This window comes from Acidiphilium sp. C61 (assembly GCF_905116885.1).
In the GTDB taxonomy this organism is placed as follows: domain Bacteria; phylum Pseudomonadota; class Alphaproteobacteria; order Acetobacterales; family Acetobacteraceae; genus Acidiphilium.
In genome coordinates, this window is sequence record NZ_CAJHNI010000005.1 from 1,398,296 (window position 1) to 1,420,983 (window position 22,688).

19 protein-coding genes and 1 other RNA gene are annotated in these 22,688 nt (G+C 68.7%); 10 read left to right on the top strand and 10 right to left on the bottom strand.

Annotation, left to right across the window (positions count from 1 at the left end; genetic code table 11):
* Nucleotides 1–90: 90 nt before the first annotated feature.
* Together HUW10_RS09410 and HUW10_RS09415 are read left to right on the top strand one after the other, a co-directional pair.
* The gene (locus tag HUW10_RS09410) at nucleotides 91–1,296 is read left to right on the top strand and encodes a glycosyltransferase (protein ID WP_174503259.1); all 1,206 of its coding nucleotides are present in this window, start codon (nucleotides 91–93) and stop codon (nucleotides 1,294–1,296) included.
* Nucleotides 1,293–2,381 (top strand): glycosyltransferase, encoded by a 1,089-nt coding sequence (locus tag HUW10_RS09415; protein ID WP_174503260.1) that lies wholly within the window; start codon nucleotides 1,293–1,295, stop codon nucleotides 2,379–2,381. The genes HUW10_RS09410 and HUW10_RS09415 overlap by 4 nt, the downstream gene beginning before the upstream one ends.
* Here HUW10_RS09415 and HUW10_RS09420 read toward each other — a convergent pair.
* The 7 genes from HUW10_RS09420 to HUW10_RS09450 all read right to left on the bottom strand — a co-directional run bounded on the left by HUW10_RS09420 (nucleotide 2,339) and on the right by HUW10_RS09450 (nucleotide 10,055).
* A complete protein-coding gene (locus HUW10_RS09420) occupies nucleotides 2,339–3,556 on the bottom strand; it encodes a TCR/Tet family MFS transporter (RefSeq protein ID WP_174503261.1) in 1,218 nt (405 codons plus the stop codon). The genes HUW10_RS09415 and HUW10_RS09420 overlap by 43 nt on opposite strands.
* A 116-nt stretch (nucleotides 3,557–3,672) precedes the next feature.
* The gene (gyrB, locus tag HUW10_RS09425; RefSeq protein ID WP_174503262.1) at nucleotides 3,673–6,120 is read right to left on the bottom strand and encodes a DNA topoisomerase (ATP-hydrolyzing) subunit B; all 2,448 of its coding nucleotides are present in this window, start codon (nucleotides 6,118–6,120) and stop codon (nucleotides 3,673–3,675) included.
* Between the two features lie 91 nt (nucleotides 6,121–6,211).
* Nucleotides 6,212–6,603, bottom strand: an RNA gene (gene rnpB, locus HUW10_RS09430) — RNase P RNA component class A.
* Nucleotides 6,604–6,635: 32 nt separating this feature from the next.
* Complete coding sequence (locus HUW10_RS09435; protein ID WP_174503263.1) at nucleotides 6,636–7,304, bottom strand: N-acetylmuramoyl-L-alanine amidase; 669 nt, start codon at nucleotides 7,302–7,304, stop codon at nucleotides 6,636–6,638.
* On the bottom strand, nucleotides 7,301–8,071 hold the full coding sequence (locus HUW10_RS09440) for a TerB family tellurite resistance protein (RefSeq protein ID WP_174503264.1): 771 nt from the start codon (nucleotides 8,069–8,071) through the stop codon (nucleotides 7,301–7,303). The genes HUW10_RS09435 and HUW10_RS09440 overlap by 4 nt, the downstream gene beginning before the upstream one ends.
* A 57-nt stretch (nucleotides 8,072–8,128) precedes the next feature.
* Nucleotides 8,129–8,824: a transcriptional repressor LexA gene (gene lexA, locus HUW10_RS09445; protein ID WP_174503265.1), complete on the bottom strand. Its 696-nt coding sequence runs from the start codon at nucleotides 8,822–8,824 to the stop codon at nucleotides 8,129–8,131.
* Nucleotides 8,825–8,972: 148 nt separating this feature from the next.
* The gene (locus HUW10_RS09450) at nucleotides 8,973–10,055 is read right to left on the bottom strand and encodes an NADH:flavin oxidoreductase/NADH oxidase (RefSeq protein ID WP_174503266.1); all 1,083 of its coding nucleotides are present in this window, start codon (nucleotides 10,053–10,055) and stop codon (nucleotides 8,973–8,975) included.
* A gap of 106 nt (nucleotides 10,056–10,161) precedes the next feature.
* On the opposite strand from HUW10_RS09450, the gene pdxY reads away from it, so the two are divergent.
* Complete coding sequence (pdxY, locus tag HUW10_RS09455) at nucleotides 10,162–10,989, top strand: pyridoxal kinase (protein WP_174503267.1); 828 nt, start codon at nucleotides 10,162–10,164, stop codon at nucleotides 10,987–10,989.
* Nucleotides 10,990–11,107: 118 nt separating this feature from the next.
* Complete coding sequence (locus tag HUW10_RS09460) at nucleotides 11,108–11,545, top strand: CBS domain-containing protein (RefSeq protein WP_174503268.1); 438 nt, start codon at nucleotides 11,108–11,110, stop codon at nucleotides 11,543–11,545.
* Nucleotides 11,546–11,635: 90 nt separating this feature from the next.
* On the opposite strand, the gene HUW10_RS09465 is transcribed toward HUW10_RS09460, so the two are convergent.
* Entirely contained in the window at nucleotides 11,636–12,058 is a 423-nt protein-coding gene (locus tag HUW10_RS09465; protein WP_174503269.1) for a hypothetical protein, read from the bottom strand.
* A gap of 261 nt (nucleotides 12,059–12,319) precedes the next feature.
* Here HUW10_RS09465 and HUW10_RS09470 point away from each other — a divergent pair, with 261 nt between their 5' ends.
* The 6 genes from HUW10_RS09470 (at nucleotide 12,320) to HUW10_RS09495 (ending at nucleotide 18,898) form a co-directional block, all read left to right on the top strand.
* Nucleotides 12,320–13,639, top strand: coding sequence for an ammonium transporter (locus HUW10_RS09470; RefSeq protein ID WP_174503270.1), 1,320 nt, complete (start codon nucleotides 12,320–12,322; stop codon nucleotides 13,637–13,639).
* A gap of 95 nt (nucleotides 13,640–13,734) precedes the next feature.
* Nucleotides 13,735–14,172: an RbsD/FucU family protein gene (locus tag HUW10_RS09475; protein ID WP_174503271.1), complete on the top strand. Its 438-nt coding sequence runs from the start codon at nucleotides 13,735–13,737 to the stop codon at nucleotides 14,170–14,172.
* A 57-nt stretch (nucleotides 14,173–14,229) separates the two neighbouring features.
* The gene (locus HUW10_RS09480) at nucleotides 14,230–14,940 is read left to right on the top strand and encodes a GntR family transcriptional regulator (RefSeq protein WP_174503272.1); all 711 of its coding nucleotides are present in this window, start codon (nucleotides 14,230–14,232) and stop codon (nucleotides 14,938–14,940) included.
* A gap of 60 nt (nucleotides 14,941–15,000) precedes the next feature.
* Nucleotides 15,001–16,407 (top strand): FAD-dependent tricarballylate dehydrogenase TcuA, encoded by a 1,407-nt coding sequence (gene tcuA, locus HUW10_RS09485; RefSeq protein WP_174503273.1) that lies wholly within the window; start codon nucleotides 15,001–15,003, stop codon nucleotides 16,405–16,407.
* On the top strand, nucleotides 16,394–17,518 hold the full coding sequence (tcuB, locus tag HUW10_RS09490) for a tricarballylate utilization 4Fe-4S protein TcuB (RefSeq protein WP_174503274.1): 1,125 nt from the start codon (nucleotides 16,394–16,396) through the stop codon (nucleotides 17,516–17,518). The genes tcuA and tcuB overlap by 14 nt, the downstream gene beginning before the upstream one ends.
* A 75-nt stretch (nucleotides 17,519–17,593) precedes the next feature.
* A complete protein-coding gene (locus HUW10_RS09495; RefSeq protein ID WP_174503275.1) occupies nucleotides 17,594–18,898 on the top strand; it encodes an MFS transporter in 1,305 nt (434 codons plus the stop codon).
* A gap of 162 nt (nucleotides 18,899–19,060) precedes the next feature.
* Here HUW10_RS09495 and HUW10_RS09500 read toward each other — a convergent pair whose 3' ends face one another.
* Together HUW10_RS09500 and HUW10_RS09505 are read right to left on the bottom strand one after the other, a co-directional pair.
* On the bottom strand, nucleotides 19,061–20,455 hold the full coding sequence (locus HUW10_RS09500; protein ID WP_174503276.1) for a sigma-54 dependent transcriptional regulator: 1,395 nt from the start codon (nucleotides 20,453–20,455) through the stop codon (nucleotides 19,061–19,063).
* 7 nt (nucleotides 20,456–20,462) lie between these two features.
* Nucleotides 20,463–22,685, bottom strand: coding sequence for a PAS domain-containing sensor histidine kinase (locus HUW10_RS09505; RefSeq protein ID WP_174503277.1), 2,223 nt, complete (start codon nucleotides 22,683–22,685; stop codon nucleotides 20,463–20,465).
* Between the last annotated feature and the right edge of the window lie 3 nt (nucleotides 22,686–22,688).

The window sequence follows — 22,688 nt, forward strand, 5'->3', positions numbered from 1 at the left end:
AGTTTCGGTCGTGGCCGGCGATATCATGTCCGGCCCGAATTTGATATGCCCCCGGAGCGGCCGGATGGTGCGGCCACGATCGGGGGATGGATGGAGAGAGCTTCGCTGGGGCTGGCGCATCGCGCATGGCGGTTGTTGCCGGCCGAGACGCGGCGCCGCGCCATGACGCGGGTGGCGGGCCTCATCGCCGGCCGGCCCGACCGCGTGCCGCCGGCAGCGAGCGAGGGGATCGTGGTGGCCGGGGATCTCGACGGGGCAAACGGCCTCGCCGAGACCAGCCGGATCATGGATACGGTGTTCCGCCAGATCGGCGTGGGGCGCGGCACGCTCCAGCTCGGCCTGCCCAGCGTCACGCCGGCGCCGGGCGCGCTGCCGCCCGCAGGGGCGGCGATGCTCGCGGTGGTGAACGCGCCGATCCTGCCCGTCGGCCTCGCCCGCTGGCCGCGCGCGCTGATGCAGGGGCGCAGGGTGATCGGCCTGTTCGTGTGGGAACTGCCGGCGGTGCCGGCCGCCTGGCATGTGGGGGCGAAATTCGTCCACGAGATCTGGGCGCCGTCCGCCTTCTGCGCCGAGGCGTTCGAGCCCCTGGCGCCGGGGCGCGTGCGCGTCGTGCCCTACCCGCTCGCCGCCCTGCCACCGCCGCGCATCGAAGGCGGACGGGGCGATTTCGGCCTGCCCGAAGGCGCGCTGGTGGTGCTCGTCGTGTTCAATCTCGCCTCCAGCCGCGTGCGCAAGAACCCCGAGGGCGCCATCCGCGCCTTCCGCGCCGCCTTCGGCGACCGCCGCGACCGGGTGCTGGTGCTCAAACTGTCCGGCACCTCGCTGTATCCCGGGGATCTCGCGGAAATCCGGGCGATGGTCGCGGATGCGCCGAATATCCGGGTGATCGACGAGACCATACCCGAGCCCGCCCTGCGCGGGCTGATCGCGGCGAGCGACATCGTGATGTCGCTGCATCGCGCCGAGGGATTCGGGCTCATCCCGGCCACGGCGATGCTGCTCGGCCGCCCGGTGGTGACGACCGGCTGGTCCGGTAACATGAGTTTCATGGACGCTGAGAGCGCTGCCCTCGTGAAATACGATCTGGTGCCGGTGAACGACCCGCGCGGCACCTACCGGCTGCAGGGCAGCCGCTGGGCCGAGCCGGATTTCGGGCATGCGGCCGTATTGCTGCGGCAGCTCGCCGACGATCCCTCCGCTCGGGCGGCACTCGCCGCGCGCGGGCGGGAGATGGCGACGCGCGCGCTCGGCGATGCGCCGGTGCGCGATGCGCTCGCCGCATCCGGCATCCGATGAGGATTCTCACCTGGCAATGGGGGCGGCGCGGCGCCGGGCCACGCTTCGCCGCGCTGCTCCACGCGGCGCTTGGCCGCCTGCCGGCAACCGAATCCGTGCTGTCGCTCTCGGCGGAGGCGGAAATCCTCGGCGAGGCAGACGCGCCGGACTGCGCCTGGCGGTATCCGACCTATTCGAGCGCCGGCGGCGCGCTGGCGCGGCTGGCGACCCTGCCCTTCGCCGGGCGCGGCGTTCGCGCCGGGCTCGCGCGGATTGCCCCGGATGCCGCCCTGTGTGCCATGCCCGCGGTGCTCGACCGCCTGATGGTCGCCAATCTGCGCGTGCCTTACGCGATCATCGTGCATGACGCGGTCTGCCACCCCGGCGAAAGCCTGAGCTTCCGGCTGGTGAACCAGGCGCGGCTGCTCCGCGGCGCGGGCCTGCTGGTCACGCTCAGCCAGGCAGTGACCGACGAGTTGCACGAATCCGGCGCGGTCCGCCCCGGCCTGCGGGTTCTCACCCTCACGCTTCCGCCGATGCCGGTAGGCGATGGCGCGATGCCGGCCGCACCCTTCGCACATGGCGGACGGCCGCGGCTGCTGATGTTCGGCCGGCTGCTGCCTTACAAGGGGCTCGACCTGCTCTGCGAGGCGATGGAACGCCTCGGCCCCGATCCGGGATTCGGGCTGCATGTCGCCGGCAATGGTCCGGATTCAGCCGAGCTGAGCCGGCTCGCGGCGATGGCGCATGTCACGCTCGACCGGCGCTGGATTCCCGAGGCCGAGCTGTCGCAGCTGATCGGCGATGCGGATGCGCTGGTGCTGCCCTACCGGCAGGCGAGCCAGTCCGGCGTGGCCGCGGCGGCCCTCGCCCTGGGACGACAGGTGATCGCCACCGATGTCGGAGGTCTCGCCGAACAGTTGCGGGATGCGCCGCAGGCGATCCTCTGCCCGCCGGATGCCGACGCGCTGGCGGCGGCGCTGCGGCGCTGGTGCGCGCGCCGGGAGGCGGGGGAGATCGGGACAGCCGCCGATCCGGTGGCGGCGTGGACGGCGATGGCCGCTCAGCTGCGCGCCGGGCTGGGCGCGATCTCGGGCGCGGCCTGAACCGGCTTCACCGACCAGACCAGCAGGGCGGCGCCGGCCAGCATCACCGCCACCATCACGAACGGCGCGCCGGGAAAGCGCCACGGCAGACCGCCGCTGAACGCCTCGAACACGGCAGCGCCGGTCAGCGGGGCGACGATCGCGGTGAGCCCCTCGATCGAGGATAGCGCGCCGTTCATCCGCCCCTGCTGGTCGGGCGGTGCGCCGCGCGAGAGCATGCTGCGGATCGCGGGATTGGCGATCGAGCCCAGCGCCATCAGCCCAACCCCGGCGAACAGCCAGGCCGCCGTCGGCGCGAGGCCGAAGATCAGATAGGCGGCGGCGTTGCAGGCGAAGCCAACGAAGGCGGCGCCGCGCTCGCCGAACCACGTCACCGCCCGGCGGACGAGGCCGAATTGCACGATGGTCGAGGCGAGGCCGATGCAGGCGAAATAGACGCCGCTCTCGCGCGGCCCCCAGCCGAAGCGCAGCGCGGCATAGAGAACGAACACCGCCTGGATCGCGCCGAGGCCGAACCATCGCACGCTCCACGCCGCGGCGAGGCGCCACAGATGCGGGGCGGCGGTGAACAGCCGCATCGCGCCGAGCGGCGTCGCCTCGCGCAGGCGAAACGGCCGCCGCCGCTCCGGCGGCAATGATTCGGGCAGGACGAAAATGCCATAGATCACGTTCACCCCGACCAGCCCGGCCGAGACCAGGAAGGGTAGCCGCAGGTCGATCGCGCCGAGAAAGCCGCCGATCATCGGGCCGGTGGTGAAGCCGAGGCCAAAGGCGGCGCCGATCAGGCCGAAGCGCTGGGCGCGGCGCTCCGGCGGCGTGATGTCGGCGATATAGGCGCTGGCAGCAGAGACATTGCCGGCCGTCGCACCGGCGACCAGCCGGCCGACGAAGAGCCAGAGCAGGTTGGGCGCGAAGGCGAGGAGGAGATAATTCGCCGCACTGCCGGCGAGGGAGACGAGGATGAGGCGGCGGCGGCCGAACCGGTCGCTGAGCTGGCCGAGCACCGGGGCGGCGAAGAACTGCGTCGCCGCGAAGGTCATGCTCAGCACGCCGACCCAGAGGGCCGCCTGCGAGGTCGGCGTGGCCGAGAGATGTTCCACGAGATCGGGGAGGATCGGCGCGACGAGGCCGAAGCCGATCGAATCGATGACGAGAACGGCGAAAATGAACCCCAATCTCAGCCCGCCTCCGCCCTGCGCGCGGCACCGCGCCTCATGCGGGACGAGCCTGCATGGCGCGCGGCCGATCCCGCGTCAGAGCACTTTCCGATCCTTCCGGATCGGATGATGCTTTAGACGTCGAGATTGGCCACCTTCAGCGCATTGCCGACGATGAATTCGCGGCGTGGTTCCACCACGTCGCCCATCAGGGTGGAGAATATCTGGTCGCTGTCCTCGGCATCGCCGATGCGCACCTGGAGCAGGCGGCGGACCGTCGGGTCGAGCGTGGTCTGCCAGAGCTGGTCGGGGTTCATCTCGCCCAGGCCCTTGAAACGCTGGATCGACAGGCCCTTGCGCCCGATCGCGAAGAGCTGCTCGATGAGGCTGGACGGCCCGCGCACCGGCAGCGTCTGCGCGCCATGGACGAGGTGCAGGCCGGCGGCGAAGTCGCCGGCAAGCCGGCTGCCGCGTTCCGCGAGCCATCGCGCATCGGTCGAGCGGAGCATCGCGAGGTCGATCGTGTAGCGCTCGGCGACGCTGCGGACCGTGCGGGCCATCGTCACGCCCTGCGCGTCGACCGCGACGACCCAGCCGCGCTCGTTCGGCAGCGAGATGGAGTCGAGCCGTGCTGCGAGAACCGGGGCGAGATCGGCCACGGTCTCCGGCGCCGCGCTGAGCAGCCCGACGATGGCCGCCTGCTCGACATAGGCGACCGGAATGTCGCGCGCGAGATCGACGATGCGCCGCGCCGCCTCGCGCATGAATGGCAGTTCCAGCGCGAGATCCATCCCCTCGATCGTCACCTCGGCCTGGGCGCGCTCGAAGAGGAAGGCCTCCATCGCGTCGTCATCCTTCAGGTAGCGCTCCTCGTTGCCGCGCTTCACGCGGTAGAGCGGCGGCTGCGCGATATAGAGATGGCCGCGCTCGATGAGTTCGCGCATCTGGCGGAAGAAGAAGGTGAGCAGCAGGGTGCGGATATGCGAGCCGTCGACATCCGCGTCCGTCATGATGACGATGCGGTGGTAGCGCAGCTTCGAGATGTCGAACCCGCCCTGCTCCGGCTCGGCCGGGCCGATGCCGGTGCCGAGTGCTGTGATCAGCGTGCCGATTTCGGCCGAGCCCAGCATGCGGTCGAACCGCGCGCGCTCGACATTGAGGATCTTGCCCTTGAGCGGCAGGATCGCCTGGGTCTTGCGGTCGCGTCCCTGCTTGGCCGAGCCGCCCGCCGAGTCACCCTCGACGATGAAGATTTCCGACTTCGCCGGGTCGCGTTCCTGGCAGTCGGCCAGCTTGCCGGGCAGGGTCGAGATGTCGAGCACGCCCTTGCGGCGGGTCAGTTCGCGGGCCTTGCGCGCGGCCTCGCGGGCGGAGGCGGCATCCATCACCTTCTGGGCGATCAGCCTGCCTTCCTTCGGGTGGGTCTCGAACCAGTGTTCGAGCGTGTCGGCCACCGCCGCCTGGACCAGCGGCTGCACCTCGGAGGAGACCAGCTTGTCCTTGGTCTGCGAGGAGAATTTCGGATCGGGCACCTTGACCGAGAGAACCGCCGTCAGGCCCTCGCGCATGTCTTCGCCGGAGAGCGAGAGACTGTCCTTCTTGCCGATGCTCTCGGCGTATTTCGAGACGACCCGGGTCAGCGCCGAGCGGAAGCCGGCGAGATGGGTGCCGCCATCGCGCTGGACGATGTTGTTGGTGAAGCAGAGCATCGTCTCGTGGTAGGTGTCGTTCCAGGCGAGGGCGAACTCGACCTTCATGCCCGCCGAAGTATCGTCCCTGAAGGTGGCGATGGGCGGCGTGAAGAGCTGCGTCTTCGAGCGGTCGAGCCAGGAGACGAATTCGACGAGACCGCCCTCGTAGCGGAAATGGGCGTCCTGCGGGGTGCTGTGGCGCTCGTCGCGCAGGGTGATCGTCAGGCCCGAATTCAGGAAGGCGAGTTCGCGCAGCCGGCGTTCATAAATCGCGAAATCGAATTCGGTGCGGGTGAAGGTGGCGGCGGAGGGCTTGAAGGTCACCGATGTGCCGGTGGCGTGCCCGGACGGGCCGGTCTCCGCGAGGGGGGCGACGGTGTCGCCATTCTCGAAACGGATGAAATGCTCCCGGCCCTCGCGCCAGATCCGCACATCCATCCATTCCGACAGCGCGTTCACCACAGCGGCGCCCACGCCGTGCAGGCCGCCGGAAACCTTGTAGGAATTCTGGTTGAACTTGCCGCCCGCATGCAGCCGCGTCAGCACCACCTCCGCCGCGGAGATGCCTTCCTCGGCATGGATGTCGGTCGGGATGCCGCGGCCATTGTCGGTCACGGTCATCGACCCGTCGCCGTTCAGCACGACGTCGACCCGGTCGGCAAAGCCGGCCTGCGCCTCGTCCACCGCGTTGTCGATGATCTCGAAACCCATGTGATGCAGGCCGGAGCCGTCATCGGTGTCGCCGATATACATGCCGGGGCGCTTGCGCACCGCATCGAGCCCGCGCAGCACGCTGATCGAGCCGGCGTCATAGGCGTTCTCGGTGGCAAGGTCGGAACCGGCCGTCTCGTCGGAAGCGGGAACGGCGGTCGAGTCGGCGTTGCTGGTCATGCCGGTCAAGCACTCCATTGGTCAGGATTTCACCCTTTTTCTTAGCAGAAGCGGCGCGGATTGCCTAATCGTGCCGGGGGTGCGGCGGGAAAATGCCAGACGGTCTGTAAGCCGGGTTCTGTCCACATCCTTACGGACGCTGGACGGCCATTCATCTGGGACGCGCATCGCTGCGCGCCTCGCGCGACCAACCCGGGCGACAAGGCGGAATCCCTTCGCGGCCATGATCGCTCACGCCGCCGGCCGCCCCTATTCGGTCTTGCTCCCGGTGGGGTTTTCCCTGCCGCTCCCGTTGCCGGGAACGCGGTGCGCTCTTACCGCACCTTTTCAACCTTGCCGGCAGGCCGAGGCGTGCTGGCGGTATGTTTTCTGTGGCACTTTCCCTGGGGTCGCCCCCGCCGGCCGTTAGCCGGCACCGTCATTCCATGGAGCCCGGACTTTCCTCCGCACCGCAAGCGGCACGGCGGCCGTCCAACCGTCTGGCCCGAGCTTCTTGGGCGATCGGCAGGGTTTGGTCAATGGCGGGACGAGGCCTCGAACAGGGCGCGGATCGCCGCCGCCCGGCCGCGTGTCTGGGCATCCGCGACGCCATCGACCCGCGCGGGGCGGAACCGCCGCTGGAACGCCGCCACGACGATCGCCGCCGGCAAGGACGTGTCGTAGCCGATCGCGGCGAGTTCGGCGAGGATATCGGCGCCATCGGCGGTGGCGTCGGACCACAGGCCGATCCCGGCGGCGGCGAGGTGCGGCCAGGGAAACAGCTCGCCCGGGTCCTGCTTGCGGTCCGGCGCGATGTCGGAATGGCCGACCACGTTGCGAGGCGGCACCTCGTGCCGGGCGATGATGTCCCGGCAGAGCCCGATCAGGCGATCGATCTGCCGCGGCGGGAACGGGACATAGCCCCATTCATGGCCGGGATTGACGATTTCGATGCCGATCGAGCGGTCGTTGAGGGCGGATGCGCCGCGCCAGAAGCTGATCCCGGCGTGCCAGGCGCGCCGGGGTTCCGGCACCAGCGCGTGGATCGTGCCATCTTCCTCGATGAGGTAATGCGACGACACTTTTGCCGCAGGATCGCACAGCCGTTCCAGCGCCGCCCGGCCTGACCGCATCCCGGTATAGTGCAGCACCAGATGATCGACCGGGCCGCCGTCGGGCCGGGCGTCGTGGTTTGGCGAGATCACGCGCCGCGCTCGCGCTTGATCGCATCCCAGGCGGCGTTGATCCGTGCGACACGCTCGGTCGCGCGGGCGATGAACTCCGCCGGCACGCCGCGGGCGGCCAGCTGGTCGGGGTGGTTCTCGCGCATCAGCGCCTTCCAGTGCGCGCGGATGGCCGGCGTGGAGGCGGTGCGGGCGATGCCGAGAACCTGGTAGGGGTCTTCCGCGGTATCGCCGCCGGAGGGGTTCGAGGCCCGCCCGCGCGCGGCCTCGCCCAGGCCGAACAGCGCGCCGATGCGCGCGAGCATGTCCGCCTCGCGCGGGTTCACGGGCCCATCCGCCCGGGCGATGGCAAACAGGGCGCCGAGCACCTGTTCCAGCGCCAGGCGATTGTCGGCGAAGCTCTCGCCCAGCTGCCGCGCATAGGGCTCGAAGCCGGCGGCGTCCTCGCGGGCCTGGTCGAACAGATGCCCGATCGTCGGGATCGCCGCCTCGTCGATCCGGAACTGCCGCTTGAAGGCGTCGATCTCGGCGCGCACCACCGGACCGTCGCATTTGGCAAGCTTTGCCGCGAGAACGGTGACGCCGATCGCGAAAACCTGCTCGCGCCGGCCGAGCAGGGCGGCGAACCGGGCGGAGTCGAGCGGCAGCGCGCGGCCGAGCCGGGCGCCGAACGAGCCGAGATCGCCGGTATCGGCCGCATGGCCGAGCGCCGCCCCGGCAACTGCGCCGAGCGGCCCGCCGACGGCGAAACCGGCCACCCCGCCGATGATCTTGCCCCACACGTTCATGCCCCCAGTATCGGCCCGCCCGGGTGAGGGGTCAAAGGGGGGCTGTATGAAAGATGTTCAGTAGCGCCGCAGCAGGGCGACGAGCCGCCCCTGCACCTTGACCCGCTCGGCGGGAAAGATGCGGATTTCATAGCGCGGGTTGGCGGGCTCCAGCGCCGTCGAGTTGCCGCGCCGGCGCAGCCGCTTGAGGGTCACTTCCGTCTCGTCGATCATGGCGACGACGATTTCGCCGGTTTCGGCGGTTTCGCCGCGACGGATGATGGCGAGGTCGCCATCGAGGATCCCGGCCTCGATCATCGAATCACCGGTGACCTCGAGCGCGTAATGCTCTCCGGGCCCGACGAGGGAGGCGGGAATCTCGATCTCGCTCTGGTTCTCGCGCAGCGCCTCGATCGGCTGGCCCGCCGCGATCCGCCCATAGAGCGGGAGGGTGATGGCCGCCGCCGGATCGGCCGCGCGGGCCCCCTGGAGGCGGGCGGCGAAATTGCCCTGGATCACGTTGGGGGCGAAACTTGTCTCCCGCCGGTCCGCCACCACGTCGGACGGCAGGCGCAGCACTTCCAGCGCCCGCGCCCGGTGCTTGTGCCGCCGCAGGAAGCCGCGCTCTTCAAGCGCGCCGATCAGCCGGTGGATTCCGGATTTCGACTTGAGATCGAGCGCATCCTTCATCTCCTCGAAACTCGGGGAGCAGCCCGTCCGGCGCAGGTGCTGATCGATGAAGACCAGCAGTTCGTGTTGCTTGCGGGTGAGCATCGACAAACTCCGGCGTTTGCTTCCCGGGCGCGGCTGAAGGGCCGGGAACGCGATAACGCAACGAGGGAACAAAGCGCTAACATCGTTCTACCGGCCGCCTCCGCGCCGCGTCAAGCCCTTCCGGCGAAGGCCCCGACGCAGCGTCCGGTCAGACGATCGCGCGCTGATATTGCGGCACGAGTTCGGGCTGCAGGCCGAAATGCCGGGCCACGCTCAGCGGCCAGGCCGGGTCGGCCAGCACGGCGCGAGCGACGAAGACGAGGTCTGCGCGTTCGTTGGCGATGATCTCGGCGGCAAGCTCCGGCGCGCGGATCATGCCGACGGCGCCGGTCGCGATCCCGGCCTCGCGCCGGATCCGTTCGGCGAAGGGCACCTGGTAGCCCGGATGGATCGAGGGGATTTTCTGGTGCGGCGCGATGCCGCCGGTCGAGCTGTCGATCAGGTCGACATCGCCGCGCGCGGCAAGCCAGCGGCAGAGCGTCACCGCCTGGTCGGCGTCGAACCCGCCCTCGATCCAGTCGGTGCAGGACAGGCGCACGAAGAAGGGCAGGTCGGCCGGCCATTCCGCGCGCATCGCGTCGATCGCTTCCATCACGATCCGCGCGCGATTGGCGAGGTCGCCGCCATAGGCGTCGGTGCGGTGGTTGCTGACCGGCGAGAGGAACTGGTGCAGCAGGTAGCCATGCGCCGCGTGGAGTTCGACGACACGGAACCCGGCGCGGCGGGCGCGCGCCGTGGTCGCAGCGAAATCGCGCAGGATGGCGGCGATCTCGCCGGTGGTCAGCTCGTGCGGGGTCGGGCGGTCGGCCGCGAAGGGCAGCGGGCTCGGCGCCACCGGCAGCCAGCCCTCGGGGGCATCGGGGGCCACGAACCCATCGGCCTTCCAGGGCTGGGTCTGGCTCGCCTTGCGGCCGGCATGGGCGATCTGGATCGCCGGCACCGCGCCGCCATACTCGATCAGCGCGACCACGCGCTTCATGAAGGCTTCCTGCTCGTCGTTCCAGAGCCCGAGGCAATACGGGGTGATCCGCGCCTCCGGCGAGGTATGGGTCGCCTCGGTGAAGACGATGCCGGCACCGCCCATCGCCTTCGAGCCGAGGGTCTGGATGTGCCAGTCCTGCCCGAGACCGTCGATGGCGCTGTACTGGCACATCGGCGAGACGACGATGCGGTTGCGCGCCTCGACGCTGCGGAAGGTGACCGGCTGCAGGAGCTTGGGGATACGCGGCATGGGGAACCCTTTCGATCGTGAATCTGTCCGGTCAGATGGCCCAGGGGAGGCGGGCATGCAACCGCCGGCCCTTGCCAGGTGACCCGCGCTGCCGCCAACTCGGCCCATGGCGATTCTCTCGATCCAGTCCCAGGTGCTCAACGGCGCCGTCGGCAATTCCGGTGCGGCGTTCATCCTGGCACGGCTCGGCCACGAGGTCTGGCCGCTGCCGACCGTCTTGCTGTCGCACCATCCAGGGCATGGCGGCGCGGAGGGCGGGCCGGTCAAGCCGGCGCGGCTCGCGGCACTGGTCGCCGGGCTTGCCGCCCGCGGGGCCTTTGCCCGGTGCGAGGCGGTCGTCTCCGGCTATCTCGGCGTCGAGGCCGCCGTCCCTGTCGTGGAGGACGCGGTGGCGCGCGCGCGGGCCGCCCATCCGGGTGCCCTCTATGTCTGCGATCCGGTGATCGGCGATCATGGCCGGGCCTATGTGCCGTCGGCGCTGATCGCGGCCATCCGCGACCGGCTGGTGCCGCGCGCCGACATCCTGCTGCCCAATGCGTTCGAGCTTGGCGTGCTGGCCGGATCGCCGCCCTCGGACCGGCGATCCGCCTTCGCCGCGATGGCCGCGCTCGGCCCGAAAACCGTCATTCTCACCGGGTTCTGCGGCGCGGATACGCCGCCGGACATGCTCGACATCCTGGCACTCGACGGCGACGGCCCGCGGCAGATCGCGGTGCCGCAGCTCGCCGGGCGGTTTTCCGGCGCGGGCGATGCCTTCGCCGCCCTGTTCCTCGCGCATTACCTGCCGGAGCGCCGGCTCGACAAGGCGCTGGCGGCGGCTTCCGCATCCATGACCGCGCTGCTGCGCGCCACCCTGCGCCACGGCGCCGACGAGCTGGCGATCGTTGCCGGCCAGCAGGCGTGGATCGCCGCGGCACAAGACGGGGAATCATGAAAATCGGGCAAGCCCGAGCAATTCAGTTGATATCGGTTAACGCGTTGCCATACTCTCGCACCAGCGTGGCCTGATCGCCGTCTCTCCCTGCGGCACGGGCTTTCACGGGAGGATCGCAATGACAACAATGGCTGCCATTCTGAAACAGAAACCCATGGCGCTGATCTCGGTCCAGCCCGAGACGCGCATTCGCGACGTCGTCGCCCTGCTCGCGGAGAAGCGGATCGGCGCGGTGGTGGTGCAATCCGTCGAGAACGACCTGCTCGGCATTCTCTCGGAACGCGACGTGGTGCGCAGCCTCGCCGCCAATGGCGCGGCGACGCTCGACATGCAGACGAGCCAGTTGATGACCCGCGCGCCGACGACGGCGACACCGGCAACCACCGTGCTCGAAGCCGAAAACCTGATGACCGACGGCCGGTTCCGCCATCTGCCCATCGTCGATGGCGGGAAGCTGATCGGCGTCGTCAGCATTGGCGACGTCGTCAAGTCGCTGATCGAGGTGCAGACCCACGAGGTGCGCAGCCTGCGTGAATATGTGAATGGCGGCGTCTGATCGCGCCTGATGAATGTTTAGCCGACGGCGCTTGATTGCGCCGGATAAATATCTGGCCGGTGGCGCTTGTTTGCGCTGCCGGACACACACTCAACGCGGCGGTGCGAGGGGTTGGGCCTGCACGCTGCCAGTCGCGCCGCTCTGATACGAGGACGCCGGCGCCGCCGGTTCCAGCGATTGTGGTTGCCCCGCGGCTGACGCCCCCGTCTGCGTGTTCCCCTGTGCGCCCGATGCAGCACCGCCACCGGCCCAGGGCGGATTGCCGAGATTGACCTGCTTCGGCGTCGTGTTGGCCGCGGTCAGCGCGCCAATGCCGCCCCCCACCGCACCGCCGACCAGAACCCCGATCGGCCCGCCGATGAGGCCAAAGGTCGCGCCCGTCGCGGCTCCGCCGGCCGCGCCGCCGCCGAGGCGATTGCTTGCCTGGGTGCCGCACCCCGTCAGTGATACGGCGATGGAGATCGCGAGGCCGATGGGGGCTGCCAGTCGCCGATAAGCGGGGCGGTCTTTCATGAAGCGTCTTCCTTGCGGTGATCGGTCGTGCCTGTCGGCCCCGTGATGCGCGGACTCATGCCAATGAGATTTCGGGCGCGACGGTTCGAGACAAAGATTCCACGACAAACAGCCTTGGCGGATCGCCCCGATCCGTCAAGCATTTTTCACCGGCAAGGGCGATTTCCGCAGGCAGGCTTGGCACATTTTCTGCTTGTGACCCCGGGTCACACGGATCAGCCGAACCGGGCAACGGACGGCATAAAAAAGGAGCAGGTCGCCATGAAGCGGCGTTTGTTGGCAGCGGGAGCCCTTGTGCTCGCGCTTCAATGTGTTTGTCTGCCCGCAAAAGCGGCACAAACCGGGTTGAGCGCGGGCGATACTGCCTGGATGTTGGTCAGTTCGGTCCTCGTCCTGCTGATGACGATTCCGGGCCTCGTGCTGTTCTATGGCGGCATGGTCCGCAAGAAGAACGTGCTGTCGATCATGATGCAGAGCGTGATCATCTGCGCCAGCGTCACGGTTCTCTGGCTCGTCGTCGGCTACAGCCTCGCGTTTTCCAACGGCAACGGCTTCGTCGGCGGCCTTGGGGATGTTCTGCTCAACAACCTGGCGGGCGACTGGAACCAGCCCTTCACCCTCGGCGCCGGCCTGCCCGGGGCGGTGCACATGCGGGTGCCGGAGAGCGTGTTCGTCATGTTCCAGCTGACCTTCGCCGTGATCACGCCGGCGGTGATCACCGGCAGTTTCGCCGAGCGGATGAAATTTTCGGCGCTGCTGATCGTCATGGCCGCGTGGTCGCTGCTCGTCTATGCGCCGATCGCGCATTGGGTCTGGAGCCCGGCCGGCTGGCTCTACCGGCTCGGCCTCGCGGATTACGCGGGCGGCACGGTGGTGGAGGTGAATTCCGGCATCGCCGGCCTGGTATGCGCCCTTTATCTCGGCCGCCGCCTCGGGTTCGGACAGGACAACATGATGCCGTGGAACCTGTCCTATGCGGTGATGGGCGCCTCCCTGCTCTGGGTCGGCTGGCTCGGCTTCAACTCGGGCGGGGCGGGCGGCGCCAATCCCAATGCCGGCATGGCGGTGCTGGTCACCCAGATGGCCGCGGCGGGTGCGACCCTGTCATGGACCGCGATCGAATGGGCGCATCTCGGGCGGCCGACCGTGCTGGGTGCGATTTCCGGCGCCGTCGCCGGCCTCGTCGCGATCACCCCGGCGGCCGGCTTCCTGCTGCCGGGACCGGCGCTGCTGCTCGGCATCGTGGCCGGCATCGTCTGTTTCTGGGCCGTGACGGTGGTGAAGATCCGCCTGCGATATGACGATTCGCTCGATGCCTTCGGCGTGCACGGCGTCGCCGGCATTCTCGGCACGCTGGCGACCGGGCTGCTCGCCTTTGCCCCGCTTTCGGGCGGCGCGGTCCGCCCGGGGCTGCACCAGCTTGGCATCCAGGCGCTCGGGGTTGCCGCCACCATCGTCTATTGCGGCATCGTCACCACGGGGATTCTCTTCGTGACCCAGCGCCTGGTGGGTTTGCGGGTGAACCGCGACGAGGAGCGGCAGGGCCTGGACGAGGTGCTGCACGGCGAATCGATCGCCTGACGCCGCGCCGGCCCGTCCGCGGGCCGGCTTGACGGGCGGTGTCCGCAGGCGAACGATGGGCACCCCCTCGCCTGTCATCCAAGGAGGATACCGTCTTGCTCATCGGCATCGATCCGCTTCTCACCGCCGATCTGCTGCACGCGCTGCGCGCCATGGGGCATGGCGACAGCATCGCGGTGGTCGACGCCAATTTTCCGGCGGCGACCTGCGCGCGGCGGCTCATCGTCCTGCCGGGAACCACGTCAGGGCAGATGCTGCGGGCGATCCTCGGCGTGCTGCCGATCGATGATTTCGTCGCCGAGCCGTTGCGGACGATGCAGGTGGTGGGCGACCCGGCGGCGGTGCCGCCGGCGGTGGCCGAGTTCCGCCGGATCGCGGCGGCGGCGGGAATCGGCGCCGCGCGCATCGGCGGGCGCGACCGGCATGAATTCTACGCGGACTCCCGCGATGGTTTCGCCATCGTGCAGACCGGCGACCGCCGCCGCTATGCCAATATCCTCATCACCAAGGGCGTGATTGCGGCCGGGGATTGAAGGGGTGATATCGCTGCCGGGGTTGGCGCGGACGCGGCGCCGAACTACGTCCGGACCATGACACGCCCCGAGCCATCGCCATCCGCACCGCCACCGCCGGATCGTCCCGCCAAACGCCACCGCCCCAGCGCTGCGGATGCCTATGAGAGCCTACTGAAGGCGATCGAGGGAGGCGCATTGCCGCCGGGCGCGCGGCTGCGCGAGACCGAGCTTGCCCAACGCTTCGGCATCAGCCGTACCCCCGTGCGCGAGGCGCTGAAACGGCTCGAACATCAAGGGCTCGTGGTCCATACCCCGCATCAGGGCGCGATGGTGGCGACGCTCAGCGATGTGCAGATGACCGAGTTGTACGAAATGCGCGTCGTGCTGGAGGGTGCGGCGGCGCGGATGGCGGCACAGCACGCGGCGGAGTCCGACATCGCCCTGCTTGCGGCGCTGGTCGAGCGGGACGCGGCCCTCATCGCCAGCCCCGAAGACCTCGCGCTCAACAACCGGCTGTTCCATCGCCAGATCCTGACCGCGTCGCGCAACCGCTATCTGCACGACATGCTCGAAAGCCTGCGGCTGTCCCTCGCCCTGCTCGGCGGCACGACCCTTGCTGTCGCGGGGCGCGCGGCAACGGCGGTCGAGGAGCACAGGGCGATCCTCGAACGGATCGCGGCGCGCGACACCGACGGCGCAGAGGCCGCTGCCCGGGGGCATATCCGGGCGGCATTTCAGGCCCGCATCCTGCGCGCGGCGATGCGGGATGCCGATGCGGACCGATAGATTGCATCTCATTGTATACAATATTGACCGGATAGAAGCCACGCTTTAGGTGTGTCGGCCATGGCGGACGGCGCGACCCTTCCTGATTCGATCGATACGCTGGTGATCGGCGGCGGCAATGCCGCGCTCTGTGCCGCGATCAGCGCGCGGCGCGGCGGCGCGTCGGTTCTGGTTCTGGAGGCGGCGCCGGAATTCTATCGCGGCGGCAACACGCGGCATACGCGCAACATGCGCTGCGCCCATGACAGCGCGACGGCGTTTCTCACCGGCCCCTATACCGAGGAGGAGTTCTGGCAGGACCTGCTCCGCGTCACCGGCGGCGAGACCGACGAGGACCTCGCCCGCCACATGATCGCCGAATCGAAGGACATGCTGGACTGGATCGGCCAGCAGGGCGTGCGGTTCCAGCCCTCGCTCGGCGGCACGCTGAGCCTCGGGCGGACCAACTCCTTTTTCCTCGGCGGCGGCCGCGCGATGCTGAAATCGCTCTATCGCACCGCCGAGGCGCTCGGAGTTCGCGTTGCCTATGACGCGGAGGTGGTCGGGCTCGACATCGATGACGGCGTGTTCCGCGCCGCCAGGGTCCGCCTTGGCGATGACACCGTGACCATCGGCGCGCGCACGCTGATCGCCGCCGCCGGCGGATTCGAGGCGAACACGGAGTGGCTCAGGGAGTCCTGGGGGCCGGCGGCTGACAATTTCCTGATCCGCGGCACACCCTATAACCGCGGCACCGTCCTGCGCCTGCTGCTGGACGCCGGGGCGATGCCGGTGGGCGATCCGACGCAGTGTCACGCCGTCGCCATCGATGCGCGGGCGCCGCGATTCGACGGCGGCATCATCACCCGGCTGGATTGCGTGGTGTTCGGCGTGGTGGTCAATGCGAACGCCGAACGCTTCTATGACGAGGGCGAGGATGTCTGGCCGAAGCGCTATGCGATCTGGGGCCGCCTGATCGCCGCCCAGCCCGGGCAGATCGGCTACATCGTGTTCGACGCCAAATCCCTCGGGCTGTTCATGCCATCGCTGTTTCCGCCGGTGCAGGCGGATGATCTCGGCACGCTGGCGGAGCGGCTCGGGCTGGACCCGGCGCGCTTTCAGGCCACGCTCGCCGGGTTCAACGCCGCCGTCCGCGACGGGACGTTCGATCACACCGTGCTCGACGATTGCCGCACCGAAGGCCTGGAGCCGCCGAAATCCCACTGGGCGCGGCGGATCGATACCCCGCCCTTCTATGCCTATCCGGTCCGCCCCGGCATCACCTTCACCTATCTCGGCGTGCGGGTGGACCGGAACGCCCGGATCCGCATGCAGGACGGGCGACCGGCGGCCAACATGTTCGCCGCCGGCGAGATCATGGCCGGCAACGTGCTCGGCCGCGGCTATGCCGCGGGGATCGGCATGACGATCGGTAGCGTGTTCGGCAGGATTGCGGGACGGGAGGCCGCGCGCCATGGGCGGAACTGAAATGAAGGCCGGCTCTGCGCTCGCCGAGGCCGGGCGGATCATGACGATCTGCAATTCCTGCCGCTATTGCGAGGGGCTGTGCGCGGTTTTTCCAGCGATGGAACGGCACACCATTTTCGATGCCGGCACCCTCGCCCATCTTGCCAGCCTTTGCCATGGCTGCGGCGCCTGCCTCGACGATTGCCAGTTCGCGCCGCCGCACGAATTCGCGGTCAACGTGCCGCGCACCATGGCAGCCGCGCGGCGCGAATCCTATGCGGCCCATGCCTGGCCGCGCGGGACGGGCATCGCCTTCCTCAATGGCGGCCGCGTCACCGCTGCGGTCATGCTGGCCAGCATTGCGGCGTTCCTGCTGGTTCTCGCCCCCGCGATATCGGGGACGAAGGGCGTGCTGGCCGCACCGGGCGCGTTCTATCGCCTCATGTCGCACCAGATGATGGTCGCGGTGTTCGGGCTGGCCTTTGTCTATGCCATCGTCGCGATCGCCGCGGGGGTGAGGCGGTTCTGGCGCGCGGGCGGCGCGGCGCGAGCGATCGACGGCACCACCATCGCCACGGCGCTGCATGACGCGGCGCGGCTGCGCTATCTCGACGGCGGCGGCGCCGGCTGCCCGGACACGCAGGACGCGCCGCGCGACCACCGCAAGATATTTCACCACATGGTGTTCTACGGCTTCGGCCTCTGCTTTGCCTCGACCACGGTTGCGACCCTCTTTCACTACGCGCTGGGGCGCGACGCGCCCTATCCGTTCCTGTCATTGCCGGTGCTGCTGGGCACCGCCGGCGGCATCGGGCTCGTCATCGGCGCGCCGGGGCTGCTGGTCGAGAAGTTCCGCCGCAAGCGCGACTTCGCCGATGCGGCGGGACGCCCGCTCGATCTCGCCTTCGTGCTGTCGCTGTTCCTGGTCGCGTTGACCGGCCTCGCCCTGCTCGCCCTGCGCGCGACACCCTGGGCCGCGGTTCTGCTCTGCGTGCATCTCGGCGTCGTGCTCGGGTTTTTCCTGACCATGCCCTACGGCAAGTTCGTCCACGGCATCTGGCGTTTCGCCGCCCTGCTGCGGCATGCGGCCGAGGGGCGGGAAGACGCCGCGGGCTCCGATGCCGCGGCTTGACAACATGCCCGGCGACAAGGACCACTTCGGCCACCATACGTGACGATGCGAACAATGAATAACAGGGAGGAAAACATGACAAATGCGGCCGAAGCGCCCACCGAAAAACAGATTTTCAAGGTCGCACTTGCGAGTATCATCGGGTCGGTGATCGAGCAGTATGACTTTCTCGTCACCGGCATCATCGCCGCGACGGTCTGGGGCGGGGTCTTCTTCAAGCTGCCAGGGCTTGCCGCGATTGCCGCCGCCATCGGCGTCTATGGCATCGGCATTATCATCCGCCCGCTCGGCGCCTTCATCTTCGGCAACATCGCCGACCGCCACGGCCGCAAGGACGCGATGGTGTATGCGCTGGTGCTGATGGGTGTCAGCACGCTGCTGATCGGCCTGACGCCCGGTTATGATTCGATAGGGGCAGTCGCACCGATCTTGCTGATCATCTTCCGGCTCGCCCAGGGGATCAGCTTCGGCGCCGAATTCGGCACGGCCTCGACCTGGGTCGTCGAGCAGGCGGCGCGCTCGCGGCACCGCGCCTTCTGGGGCGCCTGGGTCGGCTTCGCGATTCCGATCGGCCTGCTGCTCGGCTTCGGCTCGGTGATCGTGGTGAAATCCCTGATGTCGCACGCGGACTTCATCGCCTGGGGCTGGCGCATCTTCTTCTTCATCGGCTTCCTCGTCGCCATCGTCGGCATCGTCATCCGCGCCCGCACCGAGGACAGCTTCGTGTTCGAGCGGCATCGCGCCCGCAAGGCGGTGCTGGAACTGCCGGCAAGCCAGGTCTGGCGCGAAATGCCGGACCGGATCCTGCGCACCTCGATGGTGAACGCGATGTTCAGCGGCGCGTTCTTTCTCTGCTTCGTCTTCGGCACGAGCTACATGAAGGCCGTCGGCTTCACCGCGACACAGGCCGAAACCATCGGCCTGATCGCCGCAGGCTCGATGTTCATTTTCATGTATCTCGGCGCCCGCCTCGCCGACCGCCTGAACCGCCGGATCGTGCTGCTGACCTCGGCGGGGGTGTTCCTGGTCTTCGCGATCCCGTATTTCGACCTGATCAACACCCATGAATTCGTGATGGCGATGATTGCCGAGATCATCGGCTTCGGCTTCGTGTTCGGCTTCGGCTACGGCGCCATTCCGGCGTTCTACACCGAGAATTTCCCGACGCGTTACCGCGCCTCGGGGGCGAGCCTCGGCTACCAGATCTCGCAGGTTTATGGCGGCGGACTGATCCCCATCCTCGCCGGCCTCATGCTGCACAGTGCGGGCATCGCGCACGCCTATGTCTATATCGGCCTGATGGTGATGGCCTATGCGCTGCTGGCGATCTACGCGATCCTGACGACGCCGGACACCACGGGCGCCGATCTGGAGCGTTAGAGCACTTTCCGATCCGATTGGATCGGATGTAGTGCTCTATCATATTGATAAGTCGAGCATCTTTATCCGATCAGATGATTCCATCTGATCGGATGATGCTCTAGACCATCCGCGCCGCCGCCGGGCATTCCGCCTGGCGGCGGATCAGAAACGCCGCCCGGATCAGAGCGCGCCGCGATCCTCGGCGCCGATGCCCAGCTGCTTGAGCTTGCGGTGCAGGGCGCTGCGCTCCATGCCGACGAAATTCGCCGTGCGGCTGATATTGCCGCCGAAACGCAGCAATTGCGCCTGGAGATATTGCGTCTCGAAGACGTCCCGCGCCTCGCGCAGCGGCAGGGCCATGATGTCGGCCAGCGGGTCGATCGCCAGGGCGCGGGGCGCGTGCGCGCCGATCTCGGCGGGCAAATGCTCGGCGCGGAAGGGTTCGCCGGGCTCGCCCGGATGCATGATCATCAGCCAGTCCATCACATTGCGGAGCTGGCGGACATTGCCCGGCCAGTCATGCACCTGGAGTGCTGCGAGCGCCTCGGATGAGAGCGGGCGCAGCGGCAGGCCCGACGTGTCGGCCGCACGCTTGAGGAAATGCTGCGCGAGGGCGGGGATATCCTCCCGCCGTTCCCGCAGCGAGGGAACCCGCAGCGGCACCACCGCGAGGCGATAATACAGATCCTGGCGGAACCGCCCGGCGCCGATCGCCGCCTGCAGGTCGCGCGCCGTGCTGGCGATGATGCGGACATCGACCTTGACCCGCGTCGACCCGCCGATGCGCTCGAAGGCCTGGTCCTGCAGGACGCGGACGATCTTGCCCTGGGTTTCCACTGGCATGTCCGCAATCTCGTCGAGGAGGAGCGTGCCGCCATGGGCGCGCTCCAGCACGCCGGCGCGGCGCGGCTGCGCCTGCGGATCGGCCCCCGCCTCGGTGCCGAACAGCTCCATCTCGAAGCGCTCGGGGGCGAGGATCGCGCAGTTCAGCACCATGAAGGGCTGATCCGCCCGCTTCGAGCTGGCATGGATCATCCGCGCGACCACCTCCTTGCCCGCACCGGCGGCTCCTGAGAGCAGCACACGCGAGCCGGTCGGCGCGACCTTGTCGATGGCATGGCGGAGCCCGTTGATCGCCGGGCTATCGCCGGTCAGGCTGGAATCGGCCCCGGCACGCAGCCGCAGCTCGGCATTTTCCGCGGCGAGCCGCGCCGCCTCCAGGGCCCGCTGGATGACGAGGATCAGCCGGTCCGACTTGAACGGCTTTTCGATGAAATCATACGCCCCGAGCTGGATGGCGTTCACCGCCATCTCGATCGTGCCGTGGCCGGAAATGATCACCACTGGCACGCCCTCGTCCTCGGCCTTCATCACCTTCAGGAGATCGAGCCCGTCGAGCGGCGAATTCTGCAACCAGACATCCAGCACGACGAGGGACGGCCGGCGCTCGCGGAACGCGGCCAGCGCCTCGTCCGAATTGCCGGCATTGCGCGTGGCATAGCCTTCGTCCTGCAGGATCGCGTCGACCAGCAGGCGGATATCGGGCTCGTCATCGATGATCAGTATCTCGGACATGAATCTCCTAACTCGCCTTCAGCACCAGTGTTACCACGGCTCCGGCCCCATCCTCGCGGTCGGCGAGTTCAAGTCTGCCGTGATGATCTTCCATGATCTTGCGAACGATGGCGAGGCCCAGCCCGGTTCCTTTCGGCTTCTGCGTTATATAGGGCTCGACCAGCCGGGCGCGATCCTGCACGGGCAGGCCGATTCCATCATCGCTGACCGAGACCCTGAACTCTTCGCCCTGCCGCTCGATGCGGAGCCGGACATGGCCGTTGGCGGCCTCGCGCCCCACATTGTCCGGGCGCATGCCGATGGCGTCGGCCGCGTTCTGCAACAGGTTGGTCAGCGCCTGGCCGATCAGGCGGGCGTCGCACGCCGCACGCGGCGCGGGTTCGGGGCTTTCCACCACCCATTCGATGCCGGGATGCGCCCCGCGCTGGAGGATCACCGCCTCGCGCGCGATCCGCGCCAGATCCTCGGGCTTGATGCTGGGCTGGGGCATCCGCGCGAAGGCGGAGAATTCATCGACCATCCGCCCGATATCGCCGACATGGCGGACGATCGTGTCGGCGCACTGGGTGAAGCTGTCCTTGTCGGAGGTGATCTCGCGGGCGAACCGCCGCTTCAGCCGCTCGGCAGAGAGCTGGATGGGGGTCAGCGGGTTCTTGATCTCATGCGCGATCCGCCGCGCCACATCGGCCCAGGCGGCCTTGCGCTGCGCCGATTGCAGCTCGGTGATGTCATCGAAGGTGACGACGAAGCCGGTCGGCCGTTCGCCCTTGAGATCGGCGCCGATGCGCACGAGAAATACCCTTCGGTCGCCGCCTCTCGCGTAATCGATCTCGCCGGTCGCCGGCCGCGCCGGGGTCTCGCGAACCTGGTCGAGCAGCGGCAGGAAGGCCGGCACGAGATCGCCGAGCGCGCCGCCCAGGTGATCGAGCAGGTCGATCCCGAGCAGGTCGGAGGCGGCGCGGTTGGGCAGTTCGATCCGGCCGCGCGGGTCAAGCCCGATGACCCCGGCGGAAACCCCCGCCAGCACGGTTTCGGTGAAGCGGCGACGCTCGTCGATCTGGCCATAGGCGCTCATCAGCTCGGCGCGCTGCTCGGCGATCTGCCCGGTCATGCGGTTGAAGGCGCGGGAGAGGCCGGCAACGTCGTCGCGCGTGTCGCCTTCCGGAACCCGCACATGATAGTCGCCGGTGCGCACCCGCTCGGCCGCCTCGATGAGGTAGGAGATCGGCCGGGCGATCTGGTTGGCGAAGAGCAGCCCGATCAGCGCGGCGCCGGAGAGCACCAGCAGCGCCACGGTCGCGAAGATCAGCGCGAAGAACAGCTCGAACTGGGCGCGGTGATGTTCCAGCCGGTTATATTCCGCGACGGCCTGGCGCGTACGGTCGACATGGGCGAGGATGGAAGGGTCGATCGGCCGCTCGACCATCAGCATCAGCGTCGGCGTCGCCTCCAGCTCGACGACGGCGCGCTCCAGCAGCGAGTTCGGCGCGCTCCAGACAGCGACCTGGTGCTTCTCCGCCTCGGCGATGATGTTGCCGGGCGGCAGGGTCACCCCCTCGGAGGAGAACAGCCCAGCCGAGGCCACCACCTTGTTCGTCAGCGGCTCGAAGATCGCCGATTGCGTGAGACCGTGCAGCGCGGTCTGCGCCACCAGAACGTTCAGGAATCCCTGGTCGAAGAAATTCTGCGGATTGCCGTAGAAGATCGGCCCGTTCTGGTTGAGCTGGTTGGCGATCGCCAGCGCATCGAGCCGGATGCTGTTCTTCTTCGCGTCGAGATAGCCTTCGGCGACCTGCTGGCTTTCGGCGAGTGCGGTGCGCACCCGCTGGTTGAACCAGGCCTGGATGCCGAGATTGAAGAAGACGGCGGCAAAGATGGCAACGAGGATGGCCGGCACCGCAGCCACGCCGCCGAACAATAGCACGAGGCGGACATGAAGCCGCGCCCCCGCCGCGCCGCGCCGGCTTTCCATCACCACGCGGGTGACGCTGGCCGCCAGCACCGTGATCAGCAGCAGCAGGATCGCGATATCGCCGATCGCAAGACCCACGGCGGCGCCCGAATGCAGCTCGAGCTTGATGCCGCCGGCGAGATAGGCGAACGAGCCGATCCCGAGCAGCAGCGCGAGCGTCGCCAGGATGAGCGTCGATACCCGGCCGAGCAGGAAATCGAGCGGCCCCCTGCGGCGCGGCTTCGCGGGCAACGCGAGCGGTGCGGCTTGCGGTTCCATCGC

Bases quoted from the DNA above. Each gene is read 5' to 3' on its own strand.
- HUW10_RS09500 (WP_174503276.1), bottom strand. From the start codon at position 20,455: ATGTCCGAGATACTGATCATCGATGACGAGCCCGATATCCGCCTGCTG.
- lexA (WP_174503265.1), bottom strand. From the start codon at position 8,824: ATGCTCACCCGCAAGCAACACGAACTGCTGGTCTTCATCGATCAGCAC.
- HUW10_RS09415 (WP_174503260.1), top strand. From the start codon at position 1,293: ATGAGGATTCTCACCTGGCAATGGGGGCGGCGCGGCGCCGGGCCACGC.
- HUW10_RS09460 (WP_174503268.1), top strand. From the start codon at position 11,108: ATGACAACAATGGCTGCCATTCTGAAACAGAAACCCATGGCGCTGATC.
- pdxY (WP_174503267.1), top strand. From the start codon at position 10,162: ATGGCGATTCTCTCGATCCAGTCCCAGGTGCTCAACGGCGCCGTCGGC.
- HUW10_RS09465 (WP_174503269.1), bottom strand. From the start codon at position 12,058: ATGAAAGACCGCCCCGCTTATCGGCGACTGGCAGCCCCCATCGGCCTC.
- HUW10_RS09495 (WP_174503275.1), top strand. From the start codon at position 17,594: ATGACAAATGCGGCCGAAGCGCCCACCGAAAAACAGATTTTCAAGGTC.
- HUW10_RS09410 (WP_174503259.1), top strand. From the start codon at position 91: ATGGAGAGAGCTTCGCTGGGGCTGGCGCATCGCGCATGGCGGTTGTTG.
- tcuA (WP_174503273.1), top strand. From the start codon at position 15,001: ATGGCGGACGGCGCGACCCTTCCTGATTCGATCGATACGCTGGTGATC.
- HUW10_RS09470 (WP_174503270.1), top strand. From the start codon at position 12,320: ATGAAGCGGCGTTTGTTGGCAGCGGGAGCCCTTGTGCTCGCGCTTCAA.
- tcuB (WP_174503274.1), top strand. From the start codon at position 16,394: ATGGGCGGAACTGAAATGAAGGCCGGCTCTGCGCTCGCCGAGGCCGGG.
- HUW10_RS09480 (WP_174503272.1), top strand. From the start codon at position 14,230: ATGACACGCCCCGAGCCATCGCCATCCGCACCGCCACCGCCGGATCGT.
- gyrB (WP_174503262.1), bottom strand. From the start codon at position 6,120: ATGACCAGCAACGCCGACTCGACCGCCGTTCCCGCTTCCGACGAGACG.
- HUW10_RS09505 (WP_174503277.1), bottom strand. From the start codon at position 22,685: ATGGAACCGCAAGCCGCACCGCTCGCGTTGCCCGCGAAGCCGCGCCGC.
- HUW10_RS09440 (WP_174503264.1), bottom strand. From the start codon at position 8,071: ATGAACGTGTGGGGCAAGATCATCGGCGGGGTGGCCGGTTTCGCCGTC.
- HUW10_RS09450 (WP_174503266.1), bottom strand. From the start codon at position 10,055: ATGCCGCGTATCCCCAAGCTCCTGCAGCCGGTCACCTTCCGCAGCGTC.